This is a genomic window from Bacillus sp. (in: firmicutes), assembly GCF_031983925.1.
Lineage (GTDB): Bacteria > Bacillota > Bacilli > Bacillales > Bacillaceae_G > Bacillus_A > Bacillus_A pacificus.
Genome location: NZ_DALYZR010000009.1, coordinates 75,808 through 91,638, shown reverse-complemented (window position 1 = coordinate 91,638; position 15,831 = coordinate 75,808). Strand labels below are relative to the sequence as shown.

The following is a 15,831-nucleotide window of genomic DNA, read 5'->3' as shown; positions in this document are numbered from 1 at the left end:
AATAACCGTTCAAGTGTATATGTTATAAAAAAATATAATTACACCATTCCTTATACATTTATTAGAATGAGTTAAAAAGATTGGGACATTTAGAGAGGAGGCGCAACTATTAATGCATACACAAGAAGATTTTTATAAGAAATTAATAGAGGAACAAAGAGTAGTAACGATATTTTTAATAAACGGAGTAAGAGTACCTGGAGTCATTATTGCTGTTGATAAATTTTCAGTGCTAGTCTCCAGTAACGGAAAGCAACAATTCCTTTATAAACAAGCTATTTCAACGGTTTCTTTATAAATAAAAATCTGCTTAAAATTGAATTTTGTTAATTTAAGAAGTTGTAAAAATAAAAAAAGGAATCCTTAGTAAAAGGATTCACCCCAGGAAATATAGATAAATAAAAAGAATTAAGTTTATTATAAAATAAAAGCATACTAAACATATTGAGAAACAAAAAATATTGAAGGTTGATAGCAAAGATTAATGTTTGCTATACTAAATGCGCACAAATATATGCAAAATCACAAATAAAATAAGGGCAGCTATGCTAGGCTGCCCTTATTTTATTTTTAATTTCATAATCCGCTATTTAATTTGAGGTATTTATAAACCTAGTACACTAACAATCTGACATGCTTTGGAATTTGCAATATGATAGTACATCTCTAATCCTCTTCTTTCGGAGCGGAGAATCTTGCCACGCATCTTAGATAAATGCTGAGATACAGTTGATTGAGGGACATCTAATAGCTCTGTTAATTGTGTTACATTACAAATTTTGCGGTGTTCTAGCTCCTTCACAATTTGTAATCTAACTGGATGAGCCATAATCTTTAATAATTCTACATCCGCCTCTGGGATTTTGTACATTTCATTACTTGCTTGAATAGTTGTCATTTTAATTTCTCCTTTTATAATTTCTTTTTGTTTTAATTATCTATTTTTAAGTATGTTTTTTTACTTGAGTACATTGTTCATAACCACTATATTGTTTGTTCTTTTGTCTCTGTATCAGATTTAATATATAGAAGTATTATGATGGCTAAAAATCCAATAAAAGATAGCATAGGTATTGAGATGAATCCGAATAAATTTAAGTAATCCTCTGTACAAGAAACTCCTACTGAACAAGTCTTCATCTCACTAATAGGAAACGCTTGAATTGTAATTTGATAGACAGATAACATTAAACCGATACACGCAAATGGAAATGCATACGTGCTGACGTGCGGATCTTTTCTATACATTCCTATCCCCAGTATTAATACTAATGGATACATGGCCATTCTTTGGTACCAGCACAAATCACATGGCGGCAGCTTCATCCATTCACTAAAAAACAAACTAATTAACATTGCACTAGTAGCTATCGTCCAAGCAATTGCAATGTGGTACTTACGAATCCATTCCATTTTATGTTCTCCTCACACGATTTTAGTTGCATTGAAGGTTTTATAATAAGGATGTGATATTATCTCAATTATCTATTTAGAATGTCACTAACTTATTTCCGTATTTGGAATAACCGGTTTCAATGGATAGTATCCAATCATTTAGATCTTCCCAGTCATACCCCTTATCTTTCAACTCTGGTGGAAAGCAATTCTCAAAATCATCACGCATTCCGTACATAGTTTCTAATGCTGTTTCTAGTGGACCGAATCTATATACAATATGTGTTTTCACTCGTTTGTTTTTCTTTTCTGCTACAGCCAAATATACATATCGTCTTTCCTTTGCTAAAACAAACTTCAAGAACCCTGGTATTTGACTCATCTAAAACATTCCCCTTTCGGTTTTCCTTACCCTTTTCTGTTATATACGAGTAAGGAAAACAAGCGCTTTTGCTGTATTAATTTAAGAGATGTCTCATTTTTTTGCTTTGAAAATACAAGAACACACTCATTATGACAATATTTATCACACCAGCTGCAGCTCCAATTTTTGATATAACATACACATATTCATTACCGCTAAATGAAAATAGACTCAAAAAAATAAAGAAAGTAGAAATAAAAAAAGATAAGAGCATGTTTCTTTTGTTTCCATTCATTCAAGAAACCTCCTTTTGGAATAAGTATTGATATTAAGCTGCATCATTACGGTTATAATGCCGATTCTTTTCATCTACAAATCCTTTAATGCTCCACACACCAGCCTTTAATTCTTTTGCTTTTTTTTCTGCTTCTAGCATTTCAGGTAGAAATGTAGTATTAGGTCTAGAAATATAGGCTATAATCCCATAACCAGACTTGACCATTAATTCATTAATATGTATTCCGTTACAAAATACATAAGCCAATTTCCTACCGTATTTGTCTTCTTTTTGTCCCCGATCATAAACCAAAGTGACACTTTTCCCTTCTAGCTGTTTCTTTAAAAAGGAAGAGGCTTCTTTTCCCATCTTTTGTGGTGGGATTTTTTGAGATACAGACTCAGGAGTATCCAATAACAGTAACCTTACCGTCTGTTTCTGACCCTTTACGTTCACGTCTATCGTATCTCCGTCCTTTATATGTAATATCTTCCCTTTAACAGTCTCTAAGCCTTTTATTTTCCCCTTATAAGCTTCTGGAATATCAACAATACCTTTCCCTTCCACGTGCTGTTGTATACCGTTTTGTACTGCTTGGGCAGGTCTTGAATCATTTTTTGTTTGCGTTGAATTGCTACATGCTGCCATTTGAAATACGAATGATGTTATACAAATAGCCTTAATCCATATTTTCATATCGAAATTTCTTCCTCCTAATCAAAATACGTGAATAGCCGCATCTAAAAAACAAACGGACTCTCTATTGTATTTACTTCTCGATAATTACAACATAGGCAAAACTGTATCCATTTTGGATAATCATTATAAAGCGCTCTAAATGAGCGTTTCTTACAACTTGGACATATTGAAACTATATTTTCTTCATTCTCTTCCTGACTTTTCAATTTTTCAAAAGAAACATTAGTAGATGCTATACTAGTGGTACACAATATATATCCCCCTTTTGAGTCTTGAAATTTCAAAAACAAATAAAAAAGGACACACCTATGGCATATGTATGCGTAGGTGTGTCCTTTTGCAAGATAGTTTTAGAAGTATTTTGTTACTTTTATCATATCATAGTTCTAATTAATTTTATATATGAAATTTAAGATTTTGCGATATTATTTCTTCTTCTCATATATAAACGAGACTCTCTTCTGTGAAGAGTCATATGTTAATTTCGCATCGAATGATTTTCCTGTTTTTTTCGATATAAATCCTTTTATTGTATCCGTCATATTCTTTTCTAATAATTTTTTTATTTGACTAGCTGTAATTCTTTTTTCAAGTATCATTCCTGAAACAATGAAATCACAGCCCTTCTTGTATTGTTCGCATAGATAGTTTGTTTTCCCTATTATGACTCTACTCTGGCATAATGGACATTTACCTACTGTACGATCATCTGTAGTTGGAAATTCAAAACAAATACTAAGATCCGGGTTTAATCGAATCGCAGCTGTGAATTCTCCTTTTCCCCCACTAAAACCACTAATGAAGTCTGTTACATTGTTATTAACTAGCTTTTTAATCTGGCTATCGGATAATTTCTTGCCTTTAATTTTAGCCGGCAACATAAAATCGCATCCGTTTTGATATTCTGAGCACCCAAAAAACGTTTTACGGTTTAGGATTTGTCCTTTTTGACACTTTGGACACTGACCTAGCGATAATTCTTCAACTGAAGGTAGATTAAAGCTGACTTCACCGTTAACAAATGCTAGATAAGCAGAAAACTCTTTGCCATTAGATTTAAAACCTTTTATAATGTCCGTTTTATTTTCTTCAAACAGTTTTTTAATTTGTGCTGCAGGAATTGTTTTTTCTTTTATTCTTTTGGGTAATCCAATGTTACAGTTTGGATGATTGCTACACCCGAAAAATTTCCCTCTATCTAAAATTATTCCATTTCCACAAGGACATTGGCAGACTTCTATTTGTTGCTTCCAGGTCTCTATTAGGTTGTGCGAAACCGTGTCAGGTATTCTTATAATCTCTTGTGTTATTTTTTGTACAAATGTATTTGTTTGGGCAATGAAGTCCTCATAACTCATTTCATTTTTTTCAATACGGTGTATCATTCCTTCCATTTCAGCTGTGTATAGTGGATCTTTAATTTGCTGAACAGGAAATTGTTCAATAAAGGCACGGCCAATTGGAGTCGTAGTAATTTTCCCTTTTTCAATGGCTATATAGTTCTTCTCATGTAAAGCTGGAATAAAGGTTGCTTCGGTTGCAACGGTTCCAATTCTTTTCCCCTTCATTAATTCCTTTAAATGTTCATCGTCAATTTTCCGTCCTGCTGTTTCCATGAAAGTCAGAATTGAGCTTTCTGTGTGTAGAGCTGGTTTCTTTGTTTTGGATTCCTGTAACTCAAAATCGCAAATTTGAAGTTCCTGTCCTTTCTGCATGATAGGAATTTTAAATACTTCCACACTTTCTTCCTCTATTTCCTCTTGAAACACTTCTAGAAACCCTTTTTCTCGAAGTACACTTTCTTTTGTTTGATAGTTATTTCCCATCGCGTCAATAAGCGATACTTCTCTTACCAGGTATACTGCAGGACGCATGAAATTACCCACAAAACGTTTTACCACGAGGCTATATAGTTGTTTTTCAATCTCTGGACGACCTTCCTCTTGATATTGTTTAGTCGTCGGTATAATAGCAAAATGGCTTGATACAAGCTCATCATTGAACGTTTTATGTTTCACATCAATTGCTTCAATGTCGACGGATTGTACCAGTAAAGAATACTGACTCTTAGCTAGTGCCTGCATAACACCTTTTACACGGTCCACTTGTTCTGTAGGTAAATGCCTAGAAGATGAGCGAGGGTAGGTTATGAAACCTTCTTCATACAAAGTTTGAATGTGTTTTCTGGAAGTTTCAGCATTAATTTGTAATTGCGCATGAGCATCTTTATACAGGTCTGTTAAGTTATATAGTAATTTAGGATTCTTCTTCCTGGTTCCCTCTTTAAACTCTTCTACTACAAGATATTGTCCTTTTAAATCTTCTCCTAAACTTCTTAATGGCGATGGGTTTAACACTTGGTCTTCTGTTTTCATAACCGGTTTAAGTCCTAAATCTGTTATTAGCTGCAGATGATAATAAGATTGTTCTTTATAGTTTTCAATTGCTAATTCGCGTTGGCGTATCTCATTTAATAAACACATTTGTACACGGCCGGATGACAATAAGAACTTATTTTGTGCTAATTTTGTGGTACATCCCCTGGTTATATTCATCCCTAATAGATAATCCAGATACTGCCTTGCTTTAGCAGAATACGCGAGTCCATCGTATTTAGACGCACTTTCTAATCGATTGAGAGCTGTCTCTAATTCTGCCGCTTCAAAAGAGGATTTATATACACGAGATTGCTTTTTATTCACACCTGCAAATTCATATACTTCCCTATAAATTAACTCTCCCTCGCGGTCCGCGTCACAAATGTTCACCGCATGGTCAACATCAGGGCGTTGCAGCAGTTTAACAAGGATTTGTAATTGTTCAGCATTCTCTTGTTTCACCTTATAAGCTGGCTCATAAATTAAAGGTAAGTGTTCTAAACTAAACACTTTGTACTTTGGATCCATCTCTTCTGGATTTTTTAATTCCAGCAGATGCCCACGGCACCAACTGACAATATAATGTTCATTTTCATAATAACCATAATAAGGTTTGCTACCAATGTACTTTTGTGAGTGACGGAATCGTGGCGATTTCATAATTTCATTGGCCACTTTTGGTTTTTCGGCAATAAATAATGTTTTCCCCATAACTTTTTCCTCCTTAAGCAAAAAAAGGACACACCTACGCTATGGTTATGCGTAGGTGTGTCCTTTTGCAATATGATTTTTTCAGTATTGGATTACTTATATAATAACATTTACTCTATTTATATACAAATCGAATCAATGTTCAATGAGACTCCTAAATATCTATCAGGTTGTTTAAACTTCGCAATGATTTTGTGAAGTGCCGAGCATTTCCCCAATTTCAATACATCTATTGTTATGTTTTAACCCCGATAATAGATAGATGATTAATAACGAATATTGCGACAATCCCTTGTATATCAACAATATCCTGCTTTTTTACCAGCAAATTAATGTATTATGTAACGGTCTTTGTGTTACACCCTTCAAAGCATTCAGGATGCCTTTGTATCAATGTTTTTTAACATTCGATACTACCTTATGGAGCGTATACACCTGGTAAATTTACCGTGTATCACTTCTCCATTTATGGCGTGGAAATCCGCCGAAAATTTAATAATTCACACTCCTGCACCCAGGGTTTCTTAATGATTTGTTATCTTTTTAAATACATCTATTAGTTTGTTAAACCCTAAATAGAGGGTCCTAACCGACTTATTAATAAGTATTTCAATACATCTATTATTATGTTTTACCTACCAGGTTCCTCCTTTTATATAAAAAGAGGACGCATTTCAATACATCTATTATTATGTTTTTCCTAAGATTCCTACTCATATGGTTACTTGGCTGTCCGCATTTCAATACATCTATTGTTATGTTTTATCTCGATAATATATGGATGATTAACAATAAATATTGCGACAATCCCTTATATATCAACAATATCCTGCTTTTTTATCCGCAAATTAATGTATTATGTAACGGTCTTTGTGTTACATCCTTCAAAGCATTCAGAATGCCTATGTATCAATGTTTTTTAACATTCGATACTACCTTACGGGGCGTTGACACTTGGTAAATTTACCGTGTATCACTTCTCCATTTATGGCGTGGAAATCCGCCAAACTACTTCCTACTACATTATTTAATTAATATTTTCCATCTGCTCTATATACTGTTCTTTATATTTTGTTAAATTTAATTTTTCTTGTAACTTCAATTGTTTTTGTATTACCTTCTCAATATTGTACACAGAAATGTTTTTGGCAGCATTGTAGTCTGCATGAACTTTAAAACTACATTGCTGACATTCAAAGGTAGATTGATTTTGCCGATTATTTTTATGGATATACCCACATTCACTACATCGTTGACTTGTATAGGATGGGTCAATTTTCACCACTTTAATCCCATATTGATTTGCCAGATTCTTGATTTTTTCCTGCAAATCAAAATACGTCCAATTTTTTAGGAATGTTTGTTCTTTACTTATTCCTTGTAAATCCTCTAATTGTATAGTGCCACAATTATATTTTAAGCACTGTTGCACTATATAATTGGCATACTTATGATTCGTAGCATTTCTAAACTTGGCTATTTTATCATTTAGTACTTCAATTGGTTTAATTCGTTTTTTACGGCCTTTCCCTATCCTATTTCCACTACAATACTTACCTTGGCGTAATAAACTTATACGTCTATGCTCAATTTTTTTTCGAAAAGCCTCAATTTCTTCACCACTAATTGCCCCTCTTACCAAACCTTTATTAAACGCAAAATAGAGAACATTTATTTTCCCCATATCTATGCCCATAATTAAATCTTCATCAAATTTAAGTTCTTCTTTTATATTTGACTTATAAGTAATAGATAAATACCATTTCTTTTTATGTTTATGGAGCATGCAAGCGCCTTTGGCATATGTACTATCAATTATTCTATCTAAAATTACCTTCATACTATTTTGTTTTCTTGTCGATAATTTCACTAAAATTTTACCATTGGGTAAATCGTTTTCTTTTATAAATTTTGATGAAAAAAGAGATACGCTTGCGATATAATCACCACTCTTTTCTTTTATTATCTGAATAGAGTTTCCATGAATATCAATTGGTAAATTGTTTCGGAATGAAGGAATGGACATCTCACCACTCCAAATTTCTTTTTTTCTACTATTCCAGGTCTTAATTGTCTTCTGTAGAGTAGTGGACATATTGGCTTTATTAATATCTTGATATTCTTCTTTTAACTGATCATAAATATATCCACTTATGGTTTTTTGAGTACACCCATATAATTGTTGGGCACTTGGATATTGGCCAGTATCCTTAAAGTGCTTCAATGATTGATTATCATATTCCCACAATTTTTGTATAGTTCTATTCCCAATAGTTCTAAAATGATATGAAAGTGTACGTAAATATATTTCAAACGTCTTCCATTCTATATTTACAGGACAGACTATTTGGTATTTCATTACTTTTACAGCTATGCTCAAATATGTCACCTCACCGTTATATTAATCAATACATCAATATAACCGTTTTATTAAAAAATATACTCTGTTTAGCTTTTATCCTTATTTGTGCTGCATTAAAATATATACTAAAATGTAGTACCCTGTCCCACTCGTAACGGAACTAATGTTTTAATATTTAAAGAAAAGACGATTGTTTATCATAAATGTAAGGATATTATTCTAATTCGAAAAAAATTTGCCATATAAATATCCATTCGACAATATATTACATTTTATAAATGTATATTGTGTTATGATATCGAAGGATTTATCTACAGTAGGAGGAACGCATAAATATGTTAAAAAAATTATCAGTATTTCTTATTGGTACTTTGCTATTATTTGGTTTAGCAGCCTGTGATAGCATCAAATCGGTGGCTAGCGATGTTACAGTAGGAAAAGTAATTGAAGAATTTAAGACTGCAGGACTTGAAGCAGAACAGCCTAGTGATCTACCGGAAAAAGAATTTGGGAATACTAGAAAAGATGCGAAACGCATTCTTGTACCAGCACTAGGAGAAGATAGTGGTGGTAGAATATTTGAGTTTAAAAACAAACAAGATCTTGAACAAGCGAAAAAGTACTATGACGATTTAGGTAACGGTAATCAAATGTTATTCTCTCATACTTACGCAAAAGGTAATTTTCTTTTACAAATGAATGGTGACATGGAAGATGCCCAATTTAACAAATATAAAGAAGTAATGGACAAAATAATTAAGTAAGTTAAGGAATCCGCTTTCATTTTTCAGAAAATATGATATGATTATATTTGGATGGTAGCTCGTATAAATCTTATTAAATTTAAAGTGGTTATCAAGTCGAAGAAAAGGCACTCAAATGAGTGTCTTTTCTTATGGACAAAGTAATATAAATTATATTATAAATATATAGTAATTATAAGTAAATGGGGTGTATATCATAATTAATTTCGAGCCATTAAGTCCAGTTATGAATGACATAGCAATCAAACTTGCCATGGTACTATTTATACCGTTATTCCTAGCATTAATTGTCAAAGTTATACTTATGAAATTTATGAAAGAGTCGATTGCTGGCAGAATTGCAAGTCTATCTCTATTATTTTTCATGTACTATGTATTTATATTTGTTGCAGGATAAACAGGTATCTTAGGGTGTCTGTTCCTTTTAAAAGTTAGAATCAAAGTGATTTTATAATTTCATTGGCCATTTTTGGTTTTTCTGCAATAAATAACGTTTTCCCCATACCTTTTTCCTCCTTAAACAAAAAAGGACACACCTACGCTATGGTTATGCGTAGGTGTGTCCTTTTGCAATATGATTTTTAAGTATTGGATTACTTTATATGATAACATTCCCTCTATTTATATACAAATAGAATTAAGATTCAACGGAACTCTTTAACATCTATTGTTACGTTTAACTTCCGATAATATAAGAACAATTAGCATTAAATATTGTGAAAATTCCTTAGAAAACAACAATATCTTGCCTTCCAACCAGTAAACTAATACACCGGTCTTTAAGTTACATCCTTCAAGGCATTTTCAATACTCACATATCAATAATTTTTACACCTGACATTATCTTGTAAAAGATTAGCATCTAGTGAAATTAATTGGTGTAATTTTCCATTTATGATGTGGAAATCCACCAAACTATCCCCTACTAACTTAATATTTTATTAGATTTAATTTCTCTTGTAGTAAACTATAAAATATAAATATAGCAGTTTACATTATACTTTAATATAAATGCCGTTGATTCTCTACAAATCATTAGATGACATCAAGTTTACTTGTTTATGTTAATCATACATCATTTCTACAATAATGGTTATCAGTATATCTAAGCTTTAGATGCCTATTATAATTTCTCTGTAGCTCTTTGTATCAAAAGCTCATTACTGAATCTGAAAACTTGCATTCTTGTTTATAAATCTAATTTTCTTTATCAGGTCTTCTAAATATAAAAGTTTTGTGTATCCTTGTAATTCAGTTGAAATTAGTAGCCTTGCAATAGAGCACCTATAAAAAGTATTTATAGTAACAGCAAATAGTAACAATAATACCTACTACAGCAAATAGTATACTCCCTAAACTGAATGTAGAAATTTTCATTTGAAATGTTTTGATTTCACCTATCTCTACTCCCGCATTAAAATACTTATCAGTAACTTTAGCAATATTCTCTTGATAATTAACAAAATAAGGTACTAACCAAATATAACACAAGAGGACGAGGCTTCCTATAAATAGTGCATCAATAAATGGAACACTCCAATTTAATGAAACAATAAATATTATAGTGAGCTCTATTAAAATAACAAACAATATAATTATTATATTTTTAACTTTTTTGGGAAGTGTTTTAAATAAGGTGTCATTTAGAATTTTTTCTATTTTAACCCATAAAATACTGAGTAACAAAATCAAGCCTAATAATATAAAACTTACTAAAATTTTAAATACAGCAAAGATAAAAATATACATAATCACACCTCAAAAAGTTAAACATGTTATTTTATTAAATATTTGAGTTTTTGTTCGGTATCGCTCAGAACTCATTTTTGCTTTATTTCTTTATAATTATTATTTGCTACATAGTTCAAGTTTTTTATGTTCTTAAACACTTTTTGTAAAGAAGTTATAATTTAATGCTATTAAAGAAGTTTTCAAAACTTACGTAATACTATAAATAAGAAAGTTTATGGAGCTAATCCAAAATAATCTTTATAAAACACCAGAAACCGTAAATGTTTATATTGCATATATAACTTAACAATATTTGACGTGAATTTGTACATTCGGAACCACTTTTAATTGCTAGAGTTTAGAATTAACTTGGAGGAAGTTGTTTTATTAACGATGTAAGATATTGTTTCCCAAAATTCTTTTTCTAATAAGTATATATCCTCTAAGCACTTTTGAATTTCAATTAAATTTTTTCTTTCTTTAGTTCGGCCTGTAACAAAGAATTTTCTACCAAGTAATTTGTACAACTTATTGATTTTTTGCATTTTATTAATACAGGAATACTGCTCAATTTCTTTGAAATACGAAGAAGCTTCTATTAAAAATTCTGTATATAACTTTCTAAATCCACTTCCCCCACTTCCAATTTTCTCAATCATCATATAAGTATGGAGGCAACATTCTTCCCATTCTGGTAATTCAGTCCAATAAGGTATTTCAGCTGAAAGTTTTTTAATGTTCAGAATTCCATAATTATCATTTTGATTTTGAAGCATATCATTAGCATTTTTCCACATACCTTTCAGCATGGCTTCACGAATATCTTCGATAACAAACGGATACACAGGTGCCCAAACATTTTTACGATCATATGGCACTTTCGCTTGATTAATTGCTTTTTTTAAATCTATTAGGCTTAATGAAAAATATTCACTAGATATAAAGTCAGATACAAGGAAAGTCTTCTTTCTTATATCAAAACCTAAAATAGTAAACGTATGTCCAGCGACATTTCTTCCTCCTTTAGTTCCATAAAAATCCAAATAACCAGTTTCCGAAATTACTAATATAGGGATATCATTTTCTAAAAAACTAATTATTTTATCTACGTTCAGTACTTCACCACTATACCACTTAAAATTATGATTAATAGCATTAAAAAAATTATTTTCAAAATAGGGTGTACGAGTAATTAATAACCTTGGATAGTTATTTGCAAAACTAAAATAACTAAAAAACAAACCGCTCCCAATCCCAAAAATCATAGCCTCACTTAAAGGCTGCTTATAATACATCATAATTTCTTGAATAGCAGTAGAAGAACAATGTTTTCCAACTAAAGAAGGAAAATCAGAAATTATGTGTGTGTTCACTTATACTTCCCTCCCGTACAAATTTTTCTTGTTCCAGGCTAATCACATTATCTTCTAGCGCTGGATTTGCAAAATGATCTACAACAATAATTGTTATATGTTCTTTCAAACTGTTCATTACATTTTTGATCTCGTATCTAATTTCAGAATCTAAATTGGAAAAAGCTTCATCCAGAATTAATATTTCCGGATAACTTTTCAAGACGCTAATAATAGATAATAGTTGTTTTTTTCCCCCAGATAATTCTGAAATAGTTTTACTAGGTTCTAATAAAGAAACTAGTACTTTCACATATTTATCAATTATGATTTTTTTCTCAGGGTTTATAAGCTTGTTATAATTATTTTCTTCAATTAAGTTTAATTGATCGGTAACATTTTCTGCAATAAATTCAGGCTCTTGAAATGCAACACTAATGTTTTTTCTTAACATTTCAATATCATATCTTGTTACTTCATAACTATCTATATAGATTCCACTAGATTTTATAAATTGAATTAAAGATAAAATTAGCGTTGATTTTCCAGATGCATTTCTTCCCACTAAATAATTAATTTTTCCTCTTACAATCTCACCTGTAAAATTACTAACAATATTTTTATTCCCTAGCTTTACTTGTGCATTTTTAAAAAGCACATTACCTTGCATATTTTTTTCTAACTTAACATGATTTTTTTCTTCCAAGTCCAAACATAGTAATTCATGCACTCTTTTTATAGAAATTACACTAATCTTAAAATCAATAAACAATGACATAATTCTTTGAATTGGTGAGAAAAAATTCATAGTATAAACTAAAAATGCAGACAAGGCCCCAATGCTTAAAGTGTTATTCTTCACCTCTGAAAACCCAATTATTGCAATTAAACCAATTAATAGACAAAATAGAATAGTCATTGTAATATTCATAACTGCAACTAATTTAGCATTCTTGGATTGAGTTTGAGAAATTTTAACGACCCTATCGTTATATTGTTGATCAAAACCATTTTTTCTTACATATATTTTATAATTTTTAAAATTAAGTTGAATTTTCTCTATTACATTTGATAAATAATCTCGATGTTCTATCAGTTGCATATTGATTATATTAAGTTTGCTATTAAATAGATAAAACACACCATAATATATTGGTAAAATCATCAAAATAATTAAAGTTAATTTTAGGTTAAGAGCCATTAAAATTAAGAAGGTACTTATAAATACCAAACACTGCACGATTAGGTCAAATATTATAGAATTAAGAATTCCTTGACACTGTGGAACATCATATGTAATAATCTGCGTAAGATTTTTGTTTTCAAGATTTATAAATCTAAAATAATCCGATCGTTTTAATGTTTCATTTATCTTCTTTCTTAATACTAAATTACTGTCAATTACAACTTGATTATCTAAAATTACAGCATAATATTTTATTATTAATTGAACAATTATGATAGAAATAAAGATCCAGCCATATTTTATTGCAAACCCATACAAATTACTAATTGTAACATTATCAATAATATATTTTAAAATAAGTGGGAAAGCGATTTCATTTAAAGCAAGAAAGCAGGAAAATAAGAACAATATGATAAGTTTATATTTTTGCTTCTTATACAGATTTACGAGAAACTTCCATAGCACTTTATTCTTCACTTCCTGTTTCCTCATTTTCATAATATAAATCACTATATTTAGTCCCCATTATTATTGGGGTAGGGTATTTTATTCCTCCGAAAACATGCGAAAGTAACACAAATTCGTTTTCTCCATCAATTTCTAAAAAATCATTTACTTTATTTTCATATATTCCAAAAATTGCTCTAATACCTAAGTGTTGTGCACTGCTTAATAAATAAAGATTTTGAGAAAGATGCCCCATATCTAAATGTATTAATTTATAACCCCTATCTTCATATTTACTACTTGTTTGATCAAGATTTGCAACATGAAACATAATAAAAGAAGCGGAATGAATATGTGTATTATCAACATATAGATTATTAATAACTTCTCTAAAATTTCCTTTTCTAATCATTTCTAAGGTACTTTCTTCCTTATTATAATAATATATACCTTGTTCTAAATTTTCGACGTTAAAAATCGCTATATAAATACTTATAGGATATTTCCCCCCTGCAGATGGGGTAGCATTATGCTGTTGATTAACATATCCATATGAAAAATGAAGCAAGTTTGAAAGTGTTTTAAAACCAATTCTTGTGCGGATTTCTAATTCTGCAACAGATTGCCTACTATTTAAAACTTGATAAAATTCTTGCTTAATCATAGTCTTATCTATACAAAGAGGAATGCTTTTAATACAATAATGTTGTTTTTTTATTTTTGTGGAATAGTCATATACTTTATGCTTTGAAATCCCAAATGAGCTCATGGGGGTTGCTCGAGTATTGCAATCATACATTCTGGATAATATATACTGCTTTGTATGATCTTCAAATTTATTCACAACAATTACCTCCTCTTTTTATATATTCTTTACGGGAATGGATGTGGATTCTTATTAAAAGTTTTCGCTGGAACATATCCCATATTATTGGGGGCATCTATTAATCTATTGCAACCTAACATAGGTAAAGTTATTTCCAGAAAAGCCAACTCTGGCATTAACACTCTATATACATATAAACCTAAAGAATTTATATCTTCTGTAGTTAAATCATATGAATAAAGATTTAACTCCATCTTATCGAGATTTTCTTTTAGTTCTTCAAAATTATTAACTTTCGAATAATTATTAAATGGCTTTTCAGAATTCGAAATCAAGAAATCAAAAGCTTCTTTATCGTTTCCTGCTGCATAATAAAGCATATGATCCTTGATACTCCTTATATTTTTCACGTTTTTAATATCCGAAAATTCCGCCATTTCAAGGTTAGGATCAGCTAATAAATTTAGACTTGCTAACGTTTCCATTAGAGCTCCTTTTAACGCTATAATAGGTTCATAATGTGCTTTTGCCCCTACCTGTATATAAGGGTAATTATTATAGAGATTTCTTATTAAGACAAAATATGTAGGAACTTTGATATCTGTTGTTATCTCAAAGAAGAAAACTTCAAAACCTTTTTCATTTGCAACGTTCAAATAATACTGCACAGTTTCATCTGGAATCGTCTTAGAATCTATTAATGGAACTGTCAATTGGTTCAACCATGTAATCATAATTGCGTCTCTTTCTATACATTCTAATGCTGCGTTTTCTATCGCTTGTAACCTTGTAGAACCTGTTGCTAAACCAGTAGAAATTGAATCTCTTATATGCGGAAGTAAGAACTCTTTATCAACATCAAAATACATTGTGTTAGCAGGAACTAGTATTTTTTTATTATGGATTTCATCCATTGCTTCAACCCAATAAAATATGGTTTCACCATCAATTTCTTTACAAGTATGATATGTTTCTTGATATTGTTCATTCAACGGCTGTGTAATTGATAGTGGATTCAAAGCATGAACGTTTTTTTTTACTAAAGAGTTAAATGAATCCTTTATTAAAACCTCTGAATTTAGGTAACATGAACAATAACGCTCAAGTGCCTCACCCACAGCTGATATTAATGCCGATTCAGGACAGTCATAACTATATCCTAATCCGCTATAATCCCCACGAATTTTTACTCCCTCACTAACATCAACTAATTCATTTCTAAATGCAAAATAAATGTGCATTGGAAATGGCAGTTTGAAATCCATCTTATTCTTTACATGATGTATAATTCCAGTATTTTTATTTATAATATATTCTAAAGCATTCTGCATTCCCATAA

Annotated in this window: 15 protein-coding genes; 3 read left to right on the top strand and 12 right to left on the bottom strand. The window is 30.7% G+C overall.

The window, feature by feature from the left end:
* Window positions 1-112: 112 nt before the first annotated feature.
* The gene (gene hfq, locus RTP99_RS21460; RefSeq protein WP_046648658.1) at window positions 113-298 is read left to right on the top strand and encodes an RNA chaperone Hfq; all 186 of its coding nucleotides are present in this window, start codon (window positions 113-115) and stop codon (window positions 296-298) included.
* Between the two features lie 306 nt (window positions 299-604).
* On the opposite strand, the gene RTP99_RS21455 is transcribed toward hfq, so the two are convergent.
* The 7 genes from RTP99_RS21455 to RTP99_RS21425 all read right to left on the bottom strand — a co-directional run bounded on the left by RTP99_RS21455 (window position 605) and on the right by RTP99_RS21425 (window position 8,213).
* Complete coding sequence (locus RTP99_RS21455) at window positions 605-898, bottom strand: ArsR/SmtB family transcription factor (protein WP_000207870.1); 294 nt, start codon at window positions 896-898, stop codon at window positions 605-607.
* Between the two features lie 86 nt (window positions 899-984).
* Window positions 985-1,413, bottom strand: a complete 429-nt coding sequence (locus tag RTP99_RS21450; RefSeq protein ID WP_046648657.1) for a disulfide oxidoreductase — start codon at window positions 1,411-1,413, stop codon at window positions 985-987.
* Between the two features lie 76 nt (window positions 1,414-1,489).
* Window positions 1,490-1,777, bottom strand: coding sequence for a hypothetical protein (locus RTP99_RS21445; RefSeq protein ID WP_000078380.1), 288 nt, complete (start codon window positions 1,775-1,777; stop codon window positions 1,490-1,492).
* A 76-nt stretch (window positions 1,778-1,853) separates the two neighbouring features.
* Window positions 1,854-2,054: a hypothetical protein gene (locus tag RTP99_RS21440; protein WP_044797021.1), complete on the bottom strand. Its 201-nt coding sequence runs from the start codon at window positions 2,052-2,054 to the stop codon at window positions 1,854-1,856.
* A 33-nt stretch (window positions 2,055-2,087) separates the two neighbouring features.
* Window positions 2,088-2,732: a thermonuclease family protein gene (locus tag RTP99_RS21435; RefSeq protein WP_000708129.1), complete on the bottom strand. Its 645-nt coding sequence runs from the start codon at window positions 2,730-2,732 to the stop codon at window positions 2,088-2,090.
* A 428-nt stretch (window positions 2,733-3,160) separates the two neighbouring features.
* Window positions 3,161-5,824: a type IA DNA topoisomerase gene (locus RTP99_RS21430; protein WP_046648653.1), complete on the bottom strand. Its 2,664-nt coding sequence runs from the start codon at window positions 5,822-5,824 to the stop codon at window positions 3,161-3,163.
* 1,027 nt (window positions 5,825-6,851) lie between these two features.
* Window positions 6,852-8,213, bottom strand: coding sequence for an RNA-guided endonuclease TnpB family protein (locus tag RTP99_RS21425; protein WP_080344570.1), 1,362 nt, complete (start codon window positions 8,211-8,213; stop codon window positions 6,852-6,854).
* A 308-nt stretch (window positions 8,214-8,521) separates the two neighbouring features.
* Between RTP99_RS21425 and RTP99_RS21420 the strand changes: the two genes are divergently transcribed.
* Entirely contained in the window at window positions 8,522-8,950 is a 429-nt protein-coding gene (locus tag RTP99_RS21420; protein ID WP_046648649.1) for a hypothetical protein, read from the top strand.
* Window positions 8,951-9,137: 187 nt separating this feature from the next.
* Window positions 9,138-9,347: a hypothetical protein gene (locus tag RTP99_RS21415; RefSeq protein ID WP_071713415.1), complete on the top strand. Its 210-nt coding sequence runs from the start codon at window positions 9,138-9,140 to the stop codon at window positions 9,345-9,347.
* An 887-nt stretch (window positions 9,348-10,234) separates the two neighbouring features.
* Here RTP99_RS21415 and RTP99_RS21410 read toward each other — a convergent pair.
* From RTP99_RS21410 to RTP99_RS21390, 5 genes are all read right to left on the bottom strand, one after another.
* Window positions 10,235-10,699: a hypothetical protein gene (locus RTP99_RS21410; RefSeq protein ID WP_225991071.1), complete on the bottom strand. Its 465-nt coding sequence runs from the start codon at window positions 10,697-10,699 to the stop codon at window positions 10,235-10,237.
* Between the two features lie 326 nt (window positions 10,700-11,025).
* Window positions 11,026-12,054 (bottom strand): BtrH N-terminal domain-containing protein, encoded by a 1,029-nt coding sequence (locus RTP99_RS21405; protein WP_046648648.1) that lies wholly within the window; start codon window positions 12,052-12,054, stop codon window positions 11,026-11,028.
* Window positions 12,032-13,696, bottom strand: coding sequence for an ABC transporter transmembrane domain-containing protein (locus RTP99_RS21400; protein ID WP_046648680.1), 1,665 nt, complete (start codon window positions 13,694-13,696; stop codon window positions 12,032-12,034). The genes RTP99_RS21405 and RTP99_RS21400 overlap by 23 nt, the downstream gene beginning before the upstream one ends.
* Window positions 13,686-14,510: a SagB/ThcOx family dehydrogenase gene (locus tag RTP99_RS21395; RefSeq protein ID WP_046648647.1), complete on the bottom strand. Its 825-nt coding sequence runs from the start codon at window positions 14,508-14,510 to the stop codon at window positions 13,686-13,688. The genes RTP99_RS21400 and RTP99_RS21395 overlap by 11 nt, the downstream gene beginning before the upstream one ends.
* A 29-nt stretch (window positions 14,511-14,539) precedes the next feature.
* Complete coding sequence (locus tag RTP99_RS21390) at window positions 14,540-15,829, bottom strand: YcaO-like family protein (RefSeq protein ID WP_046648645.1); 1,290 nt, start codon at window positions 15,827-15,829, stop codon at window positions 14,540-14,542.
* Window positions 15,830-15,831: the final 2 nt, after the last annotated feature.

Excerpts from the sequence above, each read along its gene's own strand:
- RTP99_RS21410 (WP_225991071.1), bottom strand. The coding sequence starts at position 10,699 with ATGTATATTTTTATCTTTGCTGTATTTAAAATTTTAGTAAGTTTTATA.
- RTP99_RS21420 (WP_046648649.1), top strand. The coding sequence starts at position 8,522 with ATGTTAAAAAAATTATCAGTATTTCTTATTGGTACTTTGCTATTATTT.
- RTP99_RS21445 (WP_000078380.1), bottom strand. The coding sequence starts at position 1,777 with ATGAGTCAAATACCAGGGTTCTTGAAGTTTGTTTTAGCAAAGGAAAGA.
- RTP99_RS21435 (WP_000708129.1), bottom strand. The coding sequence starts at position 2,732 with ATGAAAATATGGATTAAGGCTATTTGTATAACATCATTCGTATTTCAA.
- hfq (WP_046648658.1), top strand. The coding sequence starts at position 113 with ATGCATACACAAGAAGATTTTTATAAGAAATTAATAGAGGAACAAAGA.
- RTP99_RS21455 (WP_000207870.1), bottom strand. The coding sequence starts at position 898 with ATGACAACTATTCAAGCAAGTAATGAAATGTACAAAATCCCAGAGGCG.
- RTP99_RS21430 (WP_046648653.1), bottom strand. The coding sequence starts at position 5,824 with ATGGGGAAAACATTATTTATTGCCGAAAAACCAAAAGTGGCCAATGAA.
- RTP99_RS21390 (WP_046648645.1), bottom strand. The coding sequence starts at position 15,829 with ATGGGAATGCAGAATGCTTTAGAATATATTATAAATAAAAATACTGGA.
- RTP99_RS21450 (WP_046648657.1), bottom strand. The coding sequence starts at position 1,413 with ATGGAATGGATTCGTAAGTACCACATTGCAATTGCTTGGACGATAGCT.
- RTP99_RS21440 (WP_044797021.1), bottom strand. The coding sequence starts at position 2,054 with ATGAATGGAAACAAAAGAAACATGCTCTTATCTTTTTTTATTTCTACT.